Origin of the sequence: Corynebacterium sp. HMSC074E01, from assembly GCF_001808885.1 — a bacterium.
Lineage (GTDB): Bacteria > Actinomycetota > Actinomycetes > Mycobacteriales > Mycobacteriaceae > Corynebacterium.
On the sequence record NZ_KV794845.1, the window covers coordinates 76,627 to 97,589 of the forward strand.

Consider the following 20,963-nt stretch of genomic DNA (forward strand, 5'->3'; position numbering starts at 1 on the left):
TGCGATCTGAGCTGCTGCCTCACTGACCCCGCGCATGCAAAAGGCATCTGTCTTTTGACAGATGCCTTATGAGAAGGTGCCCTGTGGAGCTGGTTCTTACATCACCACGAGGAGCGGGCCGAAGGTCAGCACTAGGCCGGCCACGGCTGCAAGGAACATGGAGAGACCATCGCGGCTGGTGCGCAGTGCGTGGACGATGCCGACGATGACGCCGGTGACAACCACACCAAGCACCAGGACAACGAGGCGGTCGAAGCGATCCCAGAGGATCTCGAAGCCCTTGAACACGATGGCGCCGAGCACGATGCCCACGAGGGCGAGCAGGACGACGGCGAAGGGGTTGAGCTTGTCCTCGTCCTCCTCGTCGTCATAGTCGTCGTATTCTTCAACGTCGTGGTCGACTGCCTCGAGCTCACCCGTGGTGAAGGTGTCCTCGGCAGCGTCCTGTGGCTTCTCATCGACCGGTGCGGCGGTCTTTGCTTCAGGCTTGGTGGCCGTCTTTACCTCAGGCTTTTCAGCTTCCTTTGCATCAGACTTCTGCTCAGGCTTGTCCTCGGTCTTCTTCTTTGGCTCGTCCTTGACCTTTTGGATGACGCGGGTGTCATCATCAGAGGGCTTCTCCGCAGGAACGGCGGCAGCCTGAGCCTTGTCGTCGGCCTTCTTGTCTGCCTTCTTTGGAGCCTCTTCCTTGCTCTCCTTCTTCGGCGCAGGAATCACCGGGGCCGTCTCATCGATGGAGACGTTCGAGTGCTTTGCCTCAGCCGGGGTTGCCTTCACCTTTTCGAGATTGCCGGTCAGCTCCGCAACTGAGATGCCGCCTTCATCGAGGCTCCGGCGACGGCGGCGGGGGCTCTTCTCCTCGCCGGGTCGGTCCTTCGCGTTACGGGCCAGCAGCTCCGCAACTGTCAACTGTTTCTTGTCAGCCACGTTTCTTTCCTATTCCAGTCCCTTATCGGTACGGCGCAAAATGACACCTTCTCGGAGAGCCCAGGGGCAGATCTCCAGCTTTTCGATTCCCAGGGCACGCATGCTCGCCTCCGCCACTAAAGCACCGGCGACGATTTGATGCGATCGGGTAGAACTTACACCCTCAAGGTCCGCCCTGTCAGCTGCAGTCATACGGGAGATGAAGGAAATCAGCTGACGCAAACCCGGCGCCGTGAGGGTGCGTTTGACGTAGGGACCCGCCGAAGACGGTGCAGCACCGGTCAAACGGGCCAGCGTGCGGAATGTTTTCGAGGTGCCCACGGCCAATCCTGCAGGGCCCAGCGTGCGCATCTTATCGGCCACGCCGACCAGTTCCGCGTCAATATAATCCCGCAGCAAATTCACCTTGGACTTCTGCGGAGGATCAGTATCGAACCAGTTATGGGTCAGACGGCCAGCTCCCAAATCGAGGGAGAAAGCCATTTCCGGATGCTCGTCGGTACCAGTGGACAGCTCCAGCGAACCGCCACCGATATCGAGGTTGGTGATGCGGCCAGCGGACCAGCCATACCAACGGCGGGCGGCGAGGAAGGTCAAGCGCGCTTCCTCCTCACCCGACAGGATCTCTAGGCGCACGCCGGTTTGCTTCTCAACTTCATCGAGAACCTTGGCCGAGTTCGTGGCCGAGCGCACGGCGGAGGTAGCAAAGGCGATGAACTCGTCACAGCCCAGCTTCTGGCCCAGCTCGGCGGCCTCACCCACGGCGGAGATGAGCTTCTTCATGCCCTTCTCGTGGATGTTGCCGTCCTTGTCTAGCTGTTCCACCAGACGCAGCGGGGTCTTCCAATCGCTCATCGGCGAAGGCCGCCCACCGGTTGCGGCGTCGACCGCAACGAGGTGGACGGTATTACTTCCGACGTCTAATACACCTAATCGCACGCCTCTAGAGTAGTAGGTCTACCGTGGGTAGGTGTGAATCGCCCGAAATCAAATGAAGTTTACCTGGGATTTCCCGCCTCCTCCCCAGCGGCGGCTTCCATCTTGGCCGGCCGCGAAAAGGCCCCCGACTTCCCCAGAGAGTGGTTTGAATTTACGGATCCAAACGATCCACTCCACATCTTTTCCATCGACCTGACTTGGCTCGAATCGCACTATGCCTGCCAGTTTGGGACGGAGAGATGCCACGGCATCGATAAGCAACAGCCCGACGTCGGCTGCTGCGTGCACGGTGCCTACATGGCTGATGAGACGGATCGGGAGCAGCTTCGCGACGCCGTCGCGCGCATGCCCGCCCGCTTCTGGCAGCACCGCCCTGCGGGGGTAGATGAGTTCCTGAAACACGGAGAACCTGAGGAGTTGGAGCCCTGGCTGGAGTGGGATGAGCTCGACGGCGAGGATGGCGAGCCGGAACCGGCACTGAAGACGCCGCTTGTCGACGGCGCCTGCATCTTCGCCAACCGCGCCGGTTGGCCCACGGGCGCGGGCTGCGCTATCCACCAATGGGCGCTCGAGGCGGGTGAGGAACTCACCGTGGTCAAGCCCGAGGTGTGCTGGCAGCTGCCGATTCGCCGGCACGAAGACTATGAGGAGCGCCCCGATGGGGAGGAAATCCTGCGCACCACTATCGGCGAATATGACCGCCGCGGGTGGGGCAACGGCGGCGAGGACTTCGATTGGTATTGCTCGGCAGATCCCTCCTGCCACATCGCGGAAGAACCGCTGTGGAAATCGCAGAAAACCGAGCTGATCGCGCTACTCGGAGAGGAGTGCTACGAAATTCTGGCCACGCACTGCGAGGCCCGAGCACGTTCCGGAGTCGAGCTCCCGCGGCACCCAGCGGACCCCCGAGCTTAAGCCTCGAACTTATAGCCCAGGCCGCGCACCGTCACGAGTTGCTGTGGGCGGGAAGGCTCGGCCTCAATCTTGGAGCGGAGGCGCTTGACGTGAACGTCGAGGGTCTTGGTATCACCCACATAATCCGCTCCCCAGATGCGGTCAATGAGTTGGCCGCGGGTCAGCACGCGCCCGGCATTGCGCAGCAGGTACTCGAGGAGATCAAACTCCTTGAGCGGCATGGATACCGGCTCGCCGGCCACGAGAACCGTGTGGCGCTCCACGTCCATGCGCACGCGGCCGCCTTCCAGGATTTGCTCGTCGGGCTCCTCCTCAGCGTGCTCAGAAGAGACATCCTGGCCACGGCGCAGCACCGCGCGAATGCGGGCGATGAGCTCGCGGGAGGAATAAGGCTTGGTCACATAGTCATCCGCGCCCAACTCCAGGCCCACGACCTTGTCAATCTCTGAGTCGCGCGCGGTCACCATAATCACCGGCACGGAGGACGTCGCGCGCAGTTGCTTGCACACGTCCGTTCCAGACATTCCCGGCAGCATGAGGTCCAGCAGGACGATATCTACGTTATTTGCCGCAAACTGTTCGAGCGCGCTGGGCCCGTCGGGGGCGAGGAGAACGTCGAATCCCTCCTTTCGGAGGAGGAAGGCGAGGGGATCGGCCAGCGACTCTTCATCTTCAACGATGAGGATGGTGGTCATTGCGCTTTATCCTTTCGACGAGCTGCTACACGCGCCACGGCGCGCTGCAAACCAGGGGCGGCGGAACTGACGGCTCCGTCTTCTATATTATCCCGGTTAATAAGATTATCTGCTGGCTTCTCTTCTGCGTATATAGGGAGCTCAATAGTGAAGGTCGAGCCAGTTCCGGGGCGCGACCACAGCTTGATATTGCCGCCGTGATTAGCCACGACATGCTTCACAATGGCCAAGCCGAGGCCAGTCCCGCCGGTCTGCCGGGACCGCGCCTTGTCGACGCGGAAGAAGCGTTCAAATACCCGCTTCTGATCTTCGGGGGCGATGCCGATGCCGCGGTCGGTGACTCGGATATGCACGACCTTCCCACCAACGACCTTCTGCGTCACCGACACCGGTAGTTCATCCGGCGAATAGTGGATGGCGTTGGAGATCAAGTTCGAGATCGCCGTAACCAGGAGGGATTTATCTCCCATCACGTGAACCCCTGCGGATTCGCCGCGGGTGAGCTGGTTGTGGTGGGAATCGGCGGCGAGCTGGTTGCGGGTAATGGCCTCATCGATGACATCATCGAGGTCGAGCGGCTCCATCTCCGGCAGCGCCTCCGCGCCCTGCAGCTTGGACAGGGAGATGAGTTCGCTGACCATCTCGGCCATGCGGGCGGCTTCCTTCTGCACCCTGCTGCCGAAGTATTCGACGTGCTCGGGATCCCCCGTGTCCTCGAGGAGGGCCTCGGCCAGCAGGGCGATGCCGCCCACCGGGGTCTTCAGCTCGTGCGACACGTTGGCCACGAAGTCACGGCGGGCAGATTCCATGCGCACCGATTCGGACTCGTCGGTGCCATAGACGATGACGAAGCGATCGTCGTTAAGCGTCAGCGGCTGAACCACCGCGCGTACCTGAATCACGCGGTTACCGGTGCGCCGCTTGGGAATGGCGAGGTCCAGCGTTCGGGTCTCCTTATCGTCGAAGACTTCTTCCGCCACCTTCCAAATATCGGGGTTCACGGCACGGTCGTGCACCATCGACATTTCATGGGACGCTGGGTTGGAAAAGATGACCTCTTTGTCGCGCGAGAGCACCGTCATGCCGGCCGGCGATCCCGCCACGGCGAGGTGCAGGACCTGGCTCACGCTGGTGACCTGGTTGGCGTCCGCATCGCGGACGCGGCGGCGTTCCATGCGTTCACGGAACCGAGTCAGCACCGGAATGGCCAGGCCACAGGCCACCACGCCGGCTAGAAAAGCTAAAACCAGTTCCACAATCATTCACGCCCCTACAAAGAATCCCCAAGGAGTATATGCTCCCTGGGGATTGTGCGCAGCACGCAGCTTTCTCGGTGGTTAGTTCTTTCCACCCTGAGCGGCCACGGCGGCAGCGCCGGCAGCGGCAGCTTCCGGATCCAGGTAGGTGCCGCCCGGGTTCACCACGGAACCATCCTCGGTGATCTCGTAGACCAGCGGGATGCCAGTCGGAATGTTGAGGCCGGCAATCTCCTCATCGGAGATCTGATCTAGGTGCTTGACCAGCGCACGTAGGGAGTTGCCGTGTGCGGCGATGAGAACGGTTTCACCCTTCTTGGCGCGCGGGAGGATCTCCTCCTCGAAATAAGGAACGAAGCGCTCGACGACGTCCTTCAGGCACTCGGTGCGCGGAACCTGATCCAGGTTGGCGTAGCGCGGGTCACCGGCCTGGGAGTACTCGGCACCGTCCTCCAGCTCCGGCGGCGGGGTGCCGTAGGAACGGCGCCATGCCATGAACTGCTCCTCGCCGTACTTGTCCTTGGTCTCAGCCTTGTTGAGGCCCTGCAGGGCGCCGTAGTGGCGCTCGTTCAGACGCCAGTCACGCACAACGGGGATCCAGTGGCGGTCCGCGGCGTTGAGCGCGATGTTGGCGGTGCGGATGGCGCGGCGCAGGAGGGAGGTGTAGACAACGTTCGGCAAGATGCCCTGTTCCTTGAGCAGCTCGCCGCCACGCTTGGCCTCACCCTCACCCTTGGCGGTGAGGTTGACGTCAACCCAACCGGTGAACTGGTTGGACTCGTTCCATTCGGACTGTCCGTGTCGAAGTAGAATCAGCTTTCCGTTACTCATAAACACCAGCATGCCACGTTTTTCGGCGGCTCGCCTGTGAACCCGAGCACATCACCCCTAAGTGTGGGTTTATGCCCACTTGTGTGGGATTAGTATCCGATTGCCCGGCGCGCGTGACAGTCCGGAATCTCAATACTCATCGCGTCGGCATAAATATTCTCCAGTTGGGCCGCGGCCGCCGCCCAACTGAATTGCTGGGCGTGATCGACGGCGGCTTCGCCCATGGCGATGCGGCGGGGGTCGTCGTCAAGCAACTGCTCTAGTGCGTCAGCCCAATCCTGCGCCGAATGGGAGTGGACGAGCAAGCCCGTGTCACCATCCGCGACGGCGATGGGCAAGCCGCCGACGGCCGCTGCCACCACGGGCGTTCCGGAGGCCTGCGCTTCCATGGCCACCAGCCCAAAAGACTCGTTGTAGCTGGGCACCGCGACGATATCCGCGGCCTGATAGATGGCCACGAGCTCCTGCGGCGGGCGCGGGCTGAGGAAACGCACGACGCGCTCCACCCCCAGCTCACGGGCCAAATTGTGATAGGTATCCGGAGAGGAATTCGCCCCGGAGGCACCGCCACAGATGACCACGCGCAGGCTACGGTCCGGATCGCGCTCCATCAGCTCCGCCGCGGCGCGGATGAGCACGTCAGGACCCTTGAACTTTTGCAGGCGGCCCACAAAGGCCACGACTTTGGTGTGTAGCGGGATGCCCAGCTGGCGGCGCGCACGCTCCGTCATGCGGTCGGTTCCCGGGGTATACAGCTCGGTATCCGCGCCCGGAGAGACCACGACGATATTCTCCGGCGAGGCGTCGTAGTGCTCGATCAGATCGCGGGTTTCCTGGGCGGTGTTGACCACCAGGATGTCGGCGTTATCCACCAGTTGTTGTTCGCAGATGCGGCGGGCTTCGGTTTCCGGGGTGTCATCGAGCGTGCGGTGCACATTCTTCACAGCAGCCAAGGTGTGCGCGGTATGGACGAGGGGGATATCCCAGAGATCACGCAACAGCCAGCCCACCTGGCCGGAGAGCCAGTAGTGGGAGTGGATGACGTCATAGTCCACCTCAAAACAGCGCGCGAAGTTGAAGATGCCGCCCGTGAACGCGGCCAGCTGCGTGGGCAGTTCCTCTTTGCTCAAACCTTCATAGGGTCCCGCCACAATGTTGATGACGCGCAGGCGCTCCTCGACGTCCACCACCTCGCCCTGACTGGGGCGCGTGGCGCGGGTGAAAATATCGACCTCCACGCCGAGGCGCGCGAGCTGACGGGCAGTGTTGAGAACATAGACGTTCATGCCGCCCGCATCCCCGGAACCGGGCTGTTCAAGGGGCGAGGTGTGCATGGAAATCATCGCGATGCGCATAATTGTCCAGTGTATCCCGAAACGAGCCGCGTTATACTGGCCCGTACCTCAACCTACGCGACCGAAAGGTGAATCGATGTCGGCATACGAGTCCAAGGCGTGGCTCCAGTACTACCCGGAGTGGACCCCGCATAGCTTGGAGTACGGGGACACCACGCTTCTCGACGTTTACGACAACAACCTCGCGCTCCACCCCGACAAGCCGGCAACCTACTTTTTCGGTCGCACGCAGACCTACGCCGAGCTGGACAAGCAGGTCCGCCGCGCAGCCGCCGGTCTGCGCGCCTTCGGCGTGCGCCCGGGAGACCGCGTTGCCATCGTCGCCCCCAACTGCCCGCAGTTCATCTCTGCTTTCTGGGCCGTACTTAAGCTGGGCGCCATCGCGGTGCTGCACAACCCGCTCTACACCGCTCACGAGCTGGAGGGTCTGTTTAAGAACCACGGCGCGCGAATCGCCATCGCGTGGGATAAGACGGCCTCCACGTTGGAGAAGCTGCGCCCGACGACCTCCCTGGAGACCGTCGTCTCCATCAACATGATCAACGCGATGCCGACTCCGCAGCGCCTGGCCCTGCGCCTGCCTATTCCGCCGTTGAAGTCCAAGCGCGATCAGCTCACCGCCCCAGCTCCGAATACGGTGCCGTGGGAATCCCTCGTGGGCAACGCGATCGGTGGCGATGGTTCCGATGTCATCACCCCGGAGGAAGTCACCAAGGACACCACCGCGCTCATCCTGTACACCTCCGGCACCACCGGCAGCCCCAAGGGCGCGGAGCTGACCCACGGCAACCTCTTCTCCAATATCTTGATGGGCAAGCACTGGGTACCGGGCCTGGGCGATTCCCCTGAGCGCATGCTCGCCGCACTCCCCTTCTTCCACGCCTACGGCCTGACCATGAATGCCCTCTTGGCTCCGCTCATCGCCAGCGAGCTGGTTCTGCTTCCGAGCCCGCAGATGCCGCTCATCATGGACCTGATGAAGAAGCACACCCCGACCTGGGTGCCGGGCGTGCCAACTCTGTACGAGCGCATCGTGGCGAAGGCGGAAGAAAACGACGTCTCCCTCGACGGCGTGCGCGCGGCTTTCTCCGGCGCGTCCACCCTGCCAGTCAATACCGTGGAGAAGTGGGAGAAGTACACCGGCGGCATGCTCGTGGAGGGCTATGGCCTTACGGAGTGCTCGCCGATTATCGTGGGCAACCCCATGAACGATGATCGCCGCCCCGGCTACGTGGGATTCCCTTTCCCGGACACGGAGATTCGCATCGCTAACCCGGATAACCTGGATGAAACCATGCCCGATGGCCAGGAGGGCGAAGTTCTCGCCCGCGGCCCACAGGTTTTCAAGGGTTACTTCGGCGATGAGGAAGCCACTAAGAAGGCCTTCCACAATGGCTGGTTCCGTACGGGTGATATGGGCGTGATGGAAGAGGACGGTTTCATCCGTCTGGTCAGCCGCATCAAGGAAATCATCATCACCGGCGGCTTCAACGTCTACCCGGGCGAGGTTGAGGAAACATTGCTGGACCACCCAGACGTCGCGGAGGCCGCCGTTGTGGGCCGCCCGCGTTCGGACGGCTCCGAGGACGTCGTGGCCTGCATCGTGCTGAACGACGGCGCCGCGCTCGACCCCGAGGGCCTCAAGGACTACTGCCGCGAGCGCCTGACCCGCTACAAGGTGCCGCGCACCTTCTACCACTTTGAGAAGCTGGCCACCGACCAGCTGGGCAAGATTCGTCGCCGCGAAGTACAGGCGGATCTGCTCGAGCGCCTGAACGCGGAGAAGTAAGCAGAGAGATAGCACTCCATAACCCCGGAGCGATCCCTGCGTGATAGACGCACATCGCCGGGGTTATTGATTTATGTCGAAAAGATTTCGTTACTTTAAGCAACTTTGCTAAGATTTTCGAGACTTCTGTCACAGATTGGTTATACTGTTCCCCACATAACAAGTTTGACCACCTAAGGAGTTCGCGAAGATGACCGGATCCCCTGCCCAGGCCCCCTCCGCCTTTGAGACGAAAGCCTGGCTCCAGTATTACCCTGAGTGGACTAAACCCAATCTGGATTACGGCACCGAAACGCTCTTGGACTCCTACCGAGAAACCGTGGAGGAGTACGGCGAAAGGCCAGCAACGTGGTTCTTCGGCCACCAGATGACCTACCGCGAACTCGATACCCACGTGCGCGCCGCCGCGGCGGGTCTCAAGGCCTTCGGCATCCGTCCCGGCGATCGCGTCGCCGTGGCGCTGCCCAACTGCCCCCAGCACGTGGCGGTCTTCTACGCCATCTTAAAGTTGGGGGCGACCGTCGTGGAGCATAACCCGCTCTACACCGCGGCTGAGCTCGAGCCCCTCTTCCAGGATCACGCCGCCCGCGTTGCCGTGGTCTGGGATAAGGCGAGCCCGGTCTTCGAGGAGTTGCGTGATTCCACGCCGCTCGAAACGATCGTCACGGTCAACATGATTGAGGCCATGCCGCGCCCCAAGCAGCTACTGCTTCGCTTGCCGCTTCCCATCATCAAGGACAAGCGGGCCGAGCTTTCAGTTCCCGCCCCCAACACCGTTCCGTGGAACGTGCTCACTGGGCGCGCCATCGGCGGGCAGGGCCAGAAGCTGGAAGATGCCAAGGTCAGCCGCGAAGATACCGCGCTAATCCTTTACACCTCCGGAACCACCGGCAGGCCCAAGGGCGCGGAGCTGACCCACTCCAATCTGTATTGCAACATGAAGATGGCGGAGGCATGGGTTCCTGAATTGGGCAAGAAGCCCGAGCGTATGCTCGCCGCCCTCCCCCTCTTCCACGTCTATGGACTCACCCTCATCGCCGCCCTCGGCGTACACATTGGCGGCGAGCTGGTCCTCACCCCCGCACCGAAGATTCCGCTGCTCCTCGACATCATGAAGAAGCGCCTGCCCACCTGGATGCCGGGCGTGCCCACGATTTACTCCAAGGTGATGGAGGCAGCCAAGGAACAGAACATCGATCTCCACGGCATCGGGAACAGCCTCTCAGGTGCAGCAGCACTACCGGCAGACATCGTTGAGGAATGGGAAACGGCCACCGGCGGCCTGCTCGTGGAAGGCTACGGGCTCACGGAAACCTCGCCGATCGTGGCCGCGAACCCGCTCAACAAGAACCGCCGCCCCGGTTATATCGGCATCCCCTTCCCGGATACCGAGGTGCGCATCGGCAACCCAGACAACCTCAGCGAGACCCAGCCGGATGGCACCGCGGGCGAGCTCCTCGTGCGCGGACCGCAAGTATTCAAGGGCTATTTCAACATGCCAGAAGCCACGGAGAATGCCTTCCACAATGGCTGGTACCGCACGGGTGACATGGCACTCATGGAGTCCGATGGCTTCATCAAGATCGTCTCCCGCATCAAGGAGATGATCATTACCGGCGGCTTCAATGTGTACCCAGCCGAGGTGGAAGACGTAATCCGCCAGCACCCGGATGTCACCAACGTGGCCATCGTCGGCCGCCCGCGCGCGGACGGTTCCGAGGATGTCGTGGCCTGCATCATCCTGGAGGATGGCGCGGTGCTCGATCCGGAGGGCCTCAAGGATTACTGCCGCGAGCGCCTGACCCGCTACAAGGTGCCGCGCACCTTCTACCACTTCGAGCACCTAGCCTCTGACCAGCTGGGCAAGGTCCGCCGCCGCGAAGTGCAGAAGGACCTGCTGAAACTGCTCGGCAAAGAAGCTTCCACCTAAGCCGCGCGGTCGATATAGCGCATCACGCGCGTGGGGTTGAAGGTTCGGTAGAACGCTTCACCAGCACCGACAAGCTGGCTCACCAATGTGCTGAGTTGCCAATCCAGCTGATCATCGGTGTAGCCCCACTTCGTGGGAATGCGGGCCGTGGCCACCAGGACCAGGTCCTGCTCATCGGCGCCATCGAGGTTCACCGCCTCGATGCGCGCGGAGTAAACATACTGATTGTCATTCATAAACTCGGCCCAGCGCACGAGCGCATCAAGGTCGCAGGCACAGCGGCCGGAGGGCGTGACGAGGCTGAGCTCAATGTCCCCGGAGCCATCACGAGCGGTTTCAATAGTGATCGCGTGTTCATTGATAAGGATGCTCACGGCCCCATTCCGGTGGTCCACCACGTGAACGGGCGTGCCGATCATCGCCAGGCGCGTAGCTCGCTCGTGGACCCGCCACATCCCCACTACTGAAACACCATAAGCTTCACTGAAATAGTGGGGAGAGACCGGCTTGATCCCGGCCCCTTTGCGCGGCTTCGAGGGATGCTCCGGAAACTGCTCATCCAGGCGCGCGAAGACCGCCGACATTTCTGCCGCATAGCCCGCAATAATGCTTTTGAGCTGAGCATTCGTGGCCGTCGACGGCAGATAAGGCGGTGCGAAGATCCGCAGGTGGGTATGCATAGCGGAGCTTCCACAGGACTCGGCCACGAGGTTGCCGGAGATCCCGCCGCCGTTGAGATCGTTGACCTCCATGCGCAAAGGCTGCCGGTCTGGGTCGAAGCACACCGCGCCACCCCAATACCCGAGCACGCAGAGGCCGCCCATCTCCTCGTTGACGTCGACGCTTAAGAATCCGCCGGCGATTTTGATGGTGGGCAAGCCGGTGGAGGAATCTTCCTCCAGCTTTCCGGCCAGCTTGGTCATGGTTTTGATAACTCGGCTTTTGCTAATCCGAGCCGGTGTCTTGGTTGTTTTCTTAGTTGCTGATTGAGACATAGTCCCCCCTTATTTTTCTTTTTCCTGCTGCGCGAGCCGATGCTGAGCCACCCCTGCTCCTCCCCGAGCCGTTGCAGTGAGGCCAAGAATACAAAAGGTTGCGCAATTTCGCGCGGCTGGACCCTAAAGAGTGCACCCGCGCCCAAACGTGAGAAAAACCTCACATTTTCCGCGCGGGAGGCCGCTTTGCGCGAAAGCTTCGACTACGGTGGCACATCATGATTGTTCTGTAGGGCTAACTAATTCTGCCCGCAGCTCTTCATAAAACCGTTCCCCATCAGCTCAAAAGAGGAAAGATGCCTGTTACTATGCTGCATTCCATGCCCCGCCCGGCCGTACTTTTCGCCGGACAAGGCTCCGATTGGCAGGGTTTCATCACCACCGCCGCGCAGTCTGCCGCCACTGCTGACACCCTGCGCGAGACCCTCGCCCAGGCACGCAGCCTCACCGGCCCCGCCGCACGCACCATCGCCTCCGCGTGCCCCGGCGCGCTCGAGCGCCTCGAGCAGCTCATTGCTGGTTCCACCGAGTCCACGTCCCTCGACGCCCTGCCGGCGGTATCCATCCCGGGCATCGTCCTGGGCCAGATTGCCGCTATCGAGCAGCTGCGCGATCTCAGCGTCGACATCGACGAGCGCGCTGGGCATTCGCAGGGAAGTTTGGGGGCGATGGCCGTCGACAAGCCGGCAGAAGCCCTGGCCCTAGCCATCCTGATGGGCACCGCCGCGAGTGCTGTCAACGGCGCCGATCCGCGCTCCCAGATGCTGTCCATTCGCGGCCTGGAGCGCAGCTTCGTCACCGAGTACCTGCACGGCACCGCCGCCATCGCTGTGGTCAACGGCCGCCGTCACTTTGCGCTGTCCGGCAGCCCGGAGGACCTGGCTGCCACCCGCACCGCCATCGAGGAGGCCGTCAAGAGCTTCAACGCCGAGCTGGAGAAGCGTACCGTCGGCGGCGATGAGCTCAGCCCGCGCTTTGACGAGCTGCCCGTGGCTCTTCCTTTCCACAACCCGGTGCTAGCGCCGGCCGCCGAGCGCACCGTGGCGCTGGCTCAGAAATGCGAACTCGACGTGGATGAGGCCCGCGCGCAGGCCGAAGCCATCCTGGTCAACGAACATGATTGGCCGGCCACGCTGGCCGCGCTCAACTCGGAGCACCTCATTGTTCTCGACCGTGCGCTGACCAACCTCACCCGCCGCGTGGTGGAAGGCACGGGAGTCACAGTGGTCTCGGCCGCCACCCCGCAGGAGCTCGATGCACTGGCGACGCCGGGCACTGAACTGCCCAAGGCCCTGAACTACGCCGACTTCGCCCCGCGCACCATCGAGCTTCCCAATGGCCGCACCTATACCCAGACCCGCTTCTCCGATCTCACGGGTCTATCCCCCATCATGCTGGGCGGCATGACGCCGACCTCCGCTGATGGTGAGATCGTCGCCGCGGCGGCGAACGCCGGGCACTGGACGGAGATGGCCGGCGGCGGCATGTACTCCGATGAGGTCTTCCGCGCCCACCTGGCCACAATGGAGCAGCACCTGCGCCCCGGCCGCACGGCGCAGTTCAACACCATGTTCTTTGACCGCTTCCTGTGGAACCTGCACTTCGGCCAGGCGCGCATCGTGCCCAAGGCCCGCGCGGCCGGTGCGGCTTTCAACGGCGTGTGCATCTCCGCCGGTATCCCGGAGGTAGAGGAGGCCGGCGAGCTGCTGGACCGCCTCCACGCCGACGGTTTCCCCTTCATCTCCTTCAAGCCCGGCACCGCAAAGCAGATCCGGGATGTGCTGGCCATCGCCACGGCCTACCCGGAGGACCGCATCATCATGCAGGTCGAGGACGGCCACGCCGGCGGCCACCACTCCTGGGTCAACCTGGATGACATGCTGCTGGATACCTACGCCGAAATCCGCCAGCACCCCAACGTCTACCTGGCAGTCGGCGGCGGCATCGCCTCCCCGGATCGCGCCACCTCCTACCTCACCGGTGAGTGGGCGAAGAAGCACGCTATGCCGGCCATGCCTGTCGACGCCGTCTTCCTCGGCACCGTCGCCATGGCCACCAAGGAAGCCAAGGCCACCGATTCGGTGAAGGACCTGCTGGTCAACACCACCGGTATCAGCCCAGAGCAGAACGACGGCTGGGTAGGTCGCGGCACCGGTGCGAACGGCGTAGCATCCTCGCAGTCGCACCTGCTGGCGGATATCCACGACCTCGATAATTCCTTCGCCGCGGCTTCTCGCCTGATTACTTCCCTGAGCATCGAGGAATACCCGGCCCACCGCCAGGAGATCATCGACGCGCTGGCCAAGACCTGCAAGCCTTACTTCGGCGATGTGGAGTCCATGACCTACGCGGAGTGGCTGGAGCGCTTCGTGGAGCTGGCCCACCCGTTCGTGGATCCCAGCTGGGATGACCGCTTCCTGGATCTCCTGCACCGCGTCGAGGCCCGCCTCAACCCGGCTGATCATGGCCAGATTGAAACTCTCTTCACCAGCGTTGAGGACGTCCACGATGCACCGCGGGCTGTGGCTAAGCTGCTGGCTGAGTACCCCGCCGCGCGCAACACCGAGGTCTCCGCGCGCGATGCTGCCTGGTGGATTTCCCTGCACTACAAGCACGTCAAGCCCATGCCGTGGGTGCCCGCCATCGATGGTGATCTCAAGAGCTGGTTTGGCAAGGACACCCTCTGGCAGGCCCAGGATGAGCGCTATACCGCCGACCAGGTGCGCATCATCCCCGGCCCCGTGGCCGTGGCCGGCATTACCAAGAAGAACGAGCCGGTGGCGGACCTGCTTGCCCGCTTCGAACAGGCCACCACGGATGCGCTGCTGGAACAGGGCTCGACCCCACAGAAGGCCTTCTCCCGCCTGAATTCCGCCGCCGATGAGGCCGCGTTCCTGCGTACTTCTCCTACCCTGTTGTGGCACGGCCACCTCATGGCCAACCCGGCTTATGAGATGGATGAGAACGCCTTCGACCTGCGCCAGGATGCCGAGGGCAACTGGGAGATCGTCATCACGGCGGACTCCTACTGGGATGATCTGCCGGAGGAGCAGCGCCCCTTCTACGTCCGCGAGGTCACCGTCCCGGTGGACCTGCCGGAGGATGTGGCCACGGGTGGCTCCCCGGTGGTCTCCGAGGAGCGCCTGCCGAACTCCGTCTTCACCCTCCTGGAGGGCCTTGCTGGTGTCGGCTCCACGGCGGAGCAGGGCGATGAAATCACGAAGATGCCCACCGTCGAGTCCGGCTACTCCTTCCACTTCCCTGCTTCGCTGCTCTCCGCACACAGCGCGGTGACCTGCGGCGATACTGCAGCCGAGAAGGCCGGCACCCCTGACGTTCTGGTCGGCCCGTGCTGGCCGGCCATCTACGCCGCGCTCGGCTCCGGACGTCTCGAGGATGGCTACCCCGTCATCGAAGGTCTGCTCAACGCGGTGCACCTGGACCACGTCATCGACGTGCGCGTGCCGCTGGAGCAGCTTGCCGACGGCCGCCAGATCGACGTCACCTCCTCCTGCACCGCCATCGAGGAATCCGTCTCCGGGCGCATCGTCACGGTGGAGCTCGAGCTCAAGGACCACGCTTCCGGTGATGTCGTGGCCACGCAGATGCACCGCTTTGCCATCCGCGGCCGCGCCACCGGCACCGCCGCGCCGAGCCAGGCACCGGAGTGGGGCGGCGGCAAGTCCGCCACCAAGGTGGTGCCGACCCCGCGCTCCTTCGTCGACCGCGCCACCGTCACCGCCCCGCAGGACATGACTCCCTTCGCGCTGGTCTCCGGCGACTATAACCCGATTCACACCTCCTATAACGCGGCCCAGCTGGTCAACCTGCAGGCACCGCTGGTGCACGGCATGTGGCTCTCGGCCGCTGCACAGCAGGTGGCCGGACGCCACGGCCGCGTGGTGGGCTGGACCTACTCCATGTACGGCATGGTGCAGCTGGGCGATGACATCGAGGTCACCGTCGAGCGCGTCGGCCGCAAGGGCATCCACCAGGCCCTCGAGGTCACCTGCCGCATCGACGGCGAGGTGGTCTCCCGCGGCCAGGCCCTGCTTGCCGCGCCGACCACGGCTTATGTCTACCCCGGCCAGGGCATCCAGGCCGAAGGTATGGGCAAGGGCGACCGCCAGGCCTCCCCGGCAGCGCGCGAGGCGTGGCGCCATGCCGATGCGCATACCCGCGAGAACCTGGGCTTTAGTATCCAGAAGATCATCGATGAGAACCCGACGGAACTCACCGTTCGCGGCACCACCTTCCGCCACCCGCAGGGCGTGCTGCACCTGACCCAGTTCACGCAGGTGGCCCTGGCCGTGGTGGCCTATGCTCAGACCGAGCGCCTGCGCGCTGAGGACGCCTTGGCCCCGACCTCCTACTTCGCCGGCCACTCCCTGGGCGAGTACACGGCACTGGCCTCGTTGGCGAATATCTTTGACCTCGAGGGTGTCATCGACATCGTCTACTCCCGCGGCTCCGCCATGGGCAGCCTGGTTCCGCGCGATGCGGAGGGCAACTCCGAATACGCCATGGCGGCGCTGCGCCCGAACATGGCCGGCATCGACGGCGACAACGTCGACGCCTGGGTGGCTGAGGTCTCAGAAAGCACCGGCGAGTTCCTGGAGATTGTTAACTACAACATCCGCGGCCAGCAGTACTCCGTCGCGGGCACCAAGAAGGGGCTCAAGGCCCTGGTGGACAAGGCCAATGCCATCGCCCCGCGCGCGGCCGTCATGGTCCCGGGCATCGATGTTCCTTTCCACTCCCGCGTGCTGCGCGAGGGCGTTCCGGCCTTCGCTGAGAAGCTCGATGAGCTGCTGCCTCAGGAGCTGGACCTGGATGCCCTGGTAGGCCGCTATATCCCGAACCTGGTAGCCCGCCCCTTCGAGCTCACCCAAGACTTCGTCGATGCCGTGGCCCCGCTGGCGCCCTCCGGCAAGCTGGACGGGCTGAAGGTGGAGGATCTCTCCGAGCACGAGCTCGCCCGCCTGCTGCTCATCGAGCTGCTGTCCTGGCAGTTCGCTTCGCCGGTGCGCTGGATTGAGACCCAGGAGCTCCTCTTCGGAAAGGTCGAGCAGATCATCGAGGTCGGCTTGGCTTCTTCCCCGACGCTGACCAACCTGGCTTCCCGCTCGCTGGCCGTCGCCGGCATCCCGGAAGGCACCATCCGCGTGCTCAACGTGGAGCGCGACCAGGAGCAGGTCATGCTTGCCGACGTCTCCGAAGCCCCCGCCGCCGAACCCGCTGCGGAATCCGAGGCCGAAGAGGCACCGCAGGCCAATGACGCACCAACCGAGGCTACCGAGGCTCCGGCTGCCGCCGCGCCGGCTGCCGCACCTACCGCCGCAGCTGCCTCCAGCGACGCCCCCGAGCTGCGCTTCGACGCAGCAGAGGCCATCATGGTGCTCTTCGCCTTCCAGAACAAGATCCGCGTGGACCAGATCACGGACTCCGACACCGTGGAGGAGCTGACCAACGGCGTATCCTCGCGCCGCAACCAGCTGCTCATGGACATGTCCGCGGAAATCGGCGTGCCCGCCATCGATGGCGCCGCCGATGCCGACGTGGCCACGCTGCGCGAGAAGGTCGCCACCGCCGCCCCGGGCTACTCCGCTTTCGGCCCGGTACTGGGTGAGGCCGTCGGCGCGCGCCTGCGCCAGCTCTTCGGCGCTGCGGGCCTCAAGCCCACCGCCGTGGCGGACTATGTCACCGGTACCTGGGGACTTCCCGAGTCCTGGGTTGCCCACGTCGAGGCGGAGATCCTGCTCGGCTCCCGCGAGGAGGACTCGGTGCGCGGCGGCTCGCTGAGCACCGTACCGGCGAGTGCAACCTCCAAGTCCGCGGCGCACGAGCTGATCGACGCCGCTGTCCAGGCCGTCGCCGCTACCCACGGTGCGTCCGTATCCAAGGGCGCGGCCGCCGGTGGTGCAGGTGGCGGTGCCATGGTGGACTCCGCTGCGCTCAATGCCTTCGCCGAGACCGTCACCGGTGAGAACGGCGTGCTGGCTACGGCCGCCCGCCAGGTTCTCTCCCAGCTCGGCCTGGACTCCGAGCCGGAGCTCATCGAAGCCCCTGATACCACCGTCATCGATGCCGTCGAGGCAGAGCTCGGCTCCGGCTGGCTCAAGTCCGTCACGCCTTCCTTCGATGCCAACAAGGCCGTGCTTTTCGACGACTCCTGGGCCATCGCCCGCGAGCGCCTCGCCCGCCTGGCACTGGGCCAGGCCGAGTACACGGTGGACAGCTTCCGCGGTGCCGGCGAGGACCTGGCGCGTCAGGCCCGCTGGTGGAAGCGCGAGGACATCGCCAAGGCCGCCGTGGACACCACGCCCGGCGCGTTCGCCGGTGAGGTCGCCCTGGTCACGGGCGCTGCCCCCGGTTCCATCGCCACCGCGCTGGTGGAGCGCCTGCTGGAGGGTGGCGCGACCGTCATCATGACCGCCTCCCGCGTCAGCCAGGCCCGCAAGGAATTCGCGCGCACGCTCTACGCCGAGCACGGCGCTGCCGGTTCCGCCCTGTGGCTGGTCCCGGCGAACCTGTCGAGCTTCCGCGATATTGACGCGCTCATCGACTGGATCGGCTCCGAGCAGCGCGAGTCGGTGGGCAACGAGGTCAAGATCCTCAAGCCAGCGCTGACCCCGACGCTGGCCTTCCCCTTCGCCGCGCCGAGCGTGTCCGGCTCGCTGGCGGATGCCTCCGGCACCACCGAGACGCAGGCCCGCCTGCTGCTGTGGTCCGTCGAGCGCACCATCGCGGGGCTGGCAAGGCTGAGCCAGGAGGACGTGGACAAGCGCTGCCACGTTGTCCTGCCGGGCTCGCCCAACCGCGGCACCTTCGGTGGCGACGGCGCCTACGGCGAGGTCAAGGCCGCCCTCGATGCCATCCTCAACAAGTGGAAGGTCGAGGCCGGCTGGCCGCAGGAGGTCACCCTGGCGCAGGCCAAGATCGGCTGGGTCGCCGGCACGCACCTCATGGGCGGCAACGACGGGCTGGTGCCCGCCGCCGAGAAGGCCGGCATCAAGGTGTGGAGCCCGGAGGAAATCTCTTCCGAGCTCATGGACCTGGCCAGCGCCGACTCGCGCGAGCAGGCAGCCCACGCACCGGTGGAGAAGGACCTCACCGGCGGCTTGGAGGGCTTCTCCCTCACCGAGCTTGCTGCCGATGTGGAGCCGACTGACGTCGTTCCGCACGAGGAACAGGACGCCCCCGCGACCATCACCGCGCTGCCCAACCAGGTGCAGGCGGTTCAGCCGGGCCTGGAGGAAGAAGTTGGCCAGGTCACCACGGATCTGGAGGACATGGTGGTCATCGCCGGCATCGGCGAGGTCTCCTCGTGGGGCTCTGGCCGCACGCGCTTCGAGGCCGAGTTTGGTCTGCAGCGCGATGGTTCCGCGGAACTGACCGCCGCCGGTGTGCTGGAGCTGGCGTGGATGACCGGGCTGGTGGAATGGCGCGAGGACCCGCACCCGGGCTGGTTCGTCGTGGAGAGCGATGAGGAGATCGCTGAGGAGGACATCTTCGAGCGCTTCCGCGATGAGGTCGTCGCACGCTCCGGTGTGCGCACGCTGACGGATAAGTATCACCTCACCGACCGCGGCTCCATCGACCTGACCACCGTCTTCCTGGACCGCGACGTCACCTTCACCGTCGATTCGGAGGTCACCGCCCGCGATATCCAAGAAGCAGATCCGGAGTTCGTCAGCATCGTCGAGGTGGACGGCGAATGGCAGGTCACCCGCCGCCAGGGTGCCACCGTCAAGGTGCCGCGCAAGGCTACGCTGACCCGCACCGTCGCTGCCCAGATGCCGGATGACTTCGACGCCGCCAAGTGGGGCATCCCGGAGCACATGCTCGATTCCTTGGATCGCATGGCGGTGTGGAACCTGGTCAGCGCGGTGGATGCCTTCACCCAGGCCGGCTTCTCCCCGGCGGAGCTGCTGCGCTCCATCCACCCGGGCCAGGTGGCCACCACGCAGGGCACCGGTATCGGCGGCATGGAGTCCCTGCACAAGGTCTTCGTCACGCGCTTCCTCGGTGAGGAGCGCCCGTCCGACATCCTGCAGGAGGCCCTGCCGAACGTCATCGCGGCGCACACCATGCAGTCCCTCGTGGGCGGCTATGGTTCCATGATTCACCCCATCGGTGCCTGCGCTACCGCGGCGGTCTCGATTGAGGAGGCCGTGGACAAGATTGCCCTGGGCAAGGCCGATGTGGTCGTGGCCGGCGGTATCGACGATGTCCAGGTGGAATCCCTCCAGGGCTTCGGCGATATGAACGCCACCGCGGAGACCGCGAAGATGACCGCCAAGGGAATCGATGATCGCTTCATCTCCCGCGCCAACGACCGCCGCCGCGGCGGCTTCCTCGAAGGCGAGGGCGGCGGCACGGTCCTGCTAGTTCGCGCCTCACTAGCAGCCGACTTAGGATTGCCGGTACTCGCGGTGGTCGCCCACGCTGCCTCCTATGGCGACGGCGCCCACACCTCCATCCCGGCCCCTGGCCTGGGTGCGCTGGGTGCTGGCCGCGGCCGGGAGAACTCCCGCCTGGCGCGCTCGCTGCGCGGTCTGGGCCTCACACCCAACGACGTCAGTGTCCTGTCCAAGCACGACACCTCCACCAACGCCAACGACCCCAACGAGTCGGAGCTGCACTCCCTGCTGTGGCCGGCGATTGGCCGCGATGAGGATCAGCCGATGTTCGTCATCTCCCAGAAGACGCTCACCGGGCACTCCAAGGCGGGTGCCGCGCTCTTCCAAACCGGCGGCATCATCGACGTCTTCCGCACGCACCGCATCCCGGCGAACGTGTCCCTGGACTGCGTCGACCCGCTCATCGCACCGAAGGCGCCGAACCTGGTGTGGCTGCGCTCCCCGCTGGACCTCGCTGCGGCGGGCCACAGCGTGAAGGCCGCCGCACTGACCTCGCTCGGCTTCGGCCACGTCAGCGCGCTCATCGTCTACGCCCACCCCGGTGTGTTCGAACAGGCAGTGTCCCAGCAGCGCGGGGCGGACGCCGCCACGCAATGGCGTGAGCGCGCCGAGCAACGCCTGCGCGCTGGCCGCGCCCACTTCGAGGCCGGCATGCTGGGCCGCGCCCCGCTCTTCGAGGTCATCGAGGGCCGCCGCCTCCCGGCACGCGACGCCAAGGCCGCCGAGATTGCCATGCTTCTCGACGACTCCGCGCGCCTCACCGAGGACGGCACCTACCCCTCCGCCTAAGGCGCAGATCCCCTAACAACAAGCCCTAAGAACAAGCCGAGGACGTCCGCTCAGAAGCGGGCCTCCTCGGCTTCTTTTCTGCCTGCACCCTTCGCCTCGTGATAGTTTTTCGCATAAGG

At 64.3% G+C, this 20,963-nt stretch carries 11 protein-coding genes; 4 read left to right on the forward strand and 7 right to left on the reverse strand.

Annotated elements, in window-relative coordinates; translation table 11 throughout:
• Window positions 1-96: 96 nt before the first annotated feature.
• Together HMPREF2537_RS05260 and HMPREF2537_RS05265 are read right to left on the reverse strand one after the other, a co-directional pair.
• Window positions 97-927, reverse strand: a complete 831-nt coding sequence (locus HMPREF2537_RS05260) for a hypothetical protein (protein WP_070526122.1) — start codon at window positions 925-927, stop codon at window positions 97-99.
• A gap of 9 nt (window positions 928-936) precedes the next feature.
• The gene (locus HMPREF2537_RS05265) at window positions 937-1,866 is read right to left on the reverse strand and encodes a Ppx/GppA family phosphatase (RefSeq protein ID WP_083298973.1); all 930 of its coding nucleotides are present in this window, start codon (window positions 1,864-1,866) and stop codon (window positions 937-939) included.
• Between the two features lie 33 nt (window positions 1,867-1,899).
• Between HMPREF2537_RS05265 and HMPREF2537_RS05270 the strand changes: the two genes are divergently transcribed.
• On the forward strand, window positions 1,900-2,781 hold the full coding sequence (locus HMPREF2537_RS05270; protein ID WP_070526127.1) for a DUF3109 family protein: 882 nt from the start codon (window positions 1,900-1,902) through the stop codon (window positions 2,779-2,781).
• Here the strand turns inward: HMPREF2537_RS05270 and HMPREF2537_RS05275 are convergent.
• The 4 genes from HMPREF2537_RS05275 to mshA all read right to left on the reverse strand — a co-directional run bounded on the left by HMPREF2537_RS05275 (window position 2,778) and on the right by mshA (window position 6,918).
• A complete protein-coding gene (locus tag HMPREF2537_RS05275) occupies window positions 2,778-3,476 on the reverse strand; it encodes a response regulator transcription factor (protein WP_070526129.1) in 699 nt (232 codons plus the stop codon). The two genes, HMPREF2537_RS05270 and HMPREF2537_RS05275, sit on opposite strands and share 4 nt — an antisense overlap.
• Window positions 3,473-4,738 (reverse strand): sensor histidine kinase, encoded by a 1,266-nt coding sequence (locus HMPREF2537_RS05280; protein WP_070526130.1) that lies wholly within the window; start codon window positions 4,736-4,738, stop codon window positions 3,473-3,475. The genes HMPREF2537_RS05275 and HMPREF2537_RS05280 overlap by 4 nt, the downstream gene beginning before the upstream one ends.
• A gap of 75 nt (window positions 4,739-4,813) precedes the next feature.
• Window positions 4,814-5,563 carry a phosphoglyceromutase gene (locus HMPREF2537_RS05285; protein WP_029158966.1) on the reverse strand — a complete coding sequence of 250 codons (750 nt, stop codon included), beginning with the start codon at window positions 5,561-5,563 and terminating at the stop codon, window positions 4,814-4,816.
• A gap of 89 nt (window positions 5,564-5,652) precedes the next feature.
• Complete coding sequence (gene mshA / locus HMPREF2537_RS05290; protein WP_070526131.1) at window positions 5,653-6,918, reverse strand: D-inositol-3-phosphate glycosyltransferase; 1,266 nt, start codon at window positions 6,916-6,918, stop codon at window positions 5,653-5,655.
• Window positions 6,919-6,994: 76 nt separating this feature from the next.
• Here mshA and HMPREF2537_RS05295 point away from each other — a divergent pair, with 76 nt between their 5' ends.
• Window positions 6,995-8,707, forward strand: a complete 1,713-nt coding sequence (locus tag HMPREF2537_RS05295) for a long-chain-fatty-acid--CoA ligase (protein WP_070526132.1) — start codon at window positions 6,995-6,997, stop codon at window positions 8,705-8,707.
• A gap of 190 nt (window positions 8,708-8,897) precedes the next feature.
• A complete protein-coding gene (locus HMPREF2537_RS05300) occupies window positions 8,898-10,637 on the forward strand; it encodes a long-chain-fatty-acid--CoA ligase (protein ID WP_070526134.1) in 1,740 nt (579 codons plus the stop codon).
• On the opposite strand, the gene HMPREF2537_RS05305 is transcribed toward HMPREF2537_RS05300, so the two are convergent.
• Complete coding sequence (locus HMPREF2537_RS05305) at window positions 10,634-11,560, reverse strand: hypothetical protein (RefSeq protein WP_070526136.1); 927 nt, start codon at window positions 11,558-11,560, stop codon at window positions 10,634-10,636. The genes HMPREF2537_RS05300 and HMPREF2537_RS05305 overlap by 4 nt on opposite strands.
• A gap of 368 nt (window positions 11,561-11,928) precedes the next feature.
• On the opposite strand from HMPREF2537_RS05305, the gene HMPREF2537_RS05310 reads away from it, so the two are divergent.
• Window positions 11,929-20,844 (forward strand): type I polyketide synthase, encoded by an 8,916-nt coding sequence (locus tag HMPREF2537_RS05310; RefSeq protein ID WP_070526137.1) that lies wholly within the window; start codon window positions 11,929-11,931, stop codon window positions 20,842-20,844.
• Window positions 20,845-20,963: the final 119 nt, after the last annotated feature.

What these genes read in the sequence shown, in the direction of transcription:
- HMPREF2537_RS05310 (WP_070526137.1), top strand. Translation starts at nt 11,929, where the DNA reads ATGCCTGTTACTATGCTGCATTCCATGCCCCGCCCGGCCGTACTTTTC.
- HMPREF2537_RS05295 (WP_070526132.1), top strand. Translation starts at nt 6,995, where the DNA reads ATGTCGGCATACGAGTCCAAGGCGTGGCTCCAGTACTACCCGGAGTGG.
- mshA (WP_070526131.1), bottom strand. Translation starts at nt 6,918, where the DNA reads ATGCGCATCGCGATGATTTCCATGCACACCTCGCCCCTTGAACAGCCC.
- HMPREF2537_RS05285 (WP_029158966.1), bottom strand. Translation starts at nt 5,563, where the DNA reads ATGAGTAACGGAAAGCTGATTCTACTTCGACACGGACAGTCCGAATGG.
- HMPREF2537_RS05280 (WP_070526130.1), bottom strand. Translation starts at nt 4,738, where the DNA reads ATGATTGTGGAACTGGTTTTAGCTTTTCTAGCCGGCGTGGTGGCCTGT.
- HMPREF2537_RS05305 (WP_070526136.1), bottom strand. Translation starts at nt 11,560, where the DNA reads ATGACCAAGCTGGCCGGAAAGCTGGAGGAAGATTCCTCCACCGGCTTG.
- HMPREF2537_RS05300 (WP_070526134.1), top strand. Translation starts at nt 8,898, where the DNA reads ATGACCGGATCCCCTGCCCAGGCCCCCTCCGCCTTTGAGACGAAAGCC.
- HMPREF2537_RS05275 (WP_070526129.1), bottom strand. Translation starts at nt 3,476, where the DNA reads ATGACCACCATCCTCATCGTTGAAGATGAAGAGTCGCTGGCCGATCCC.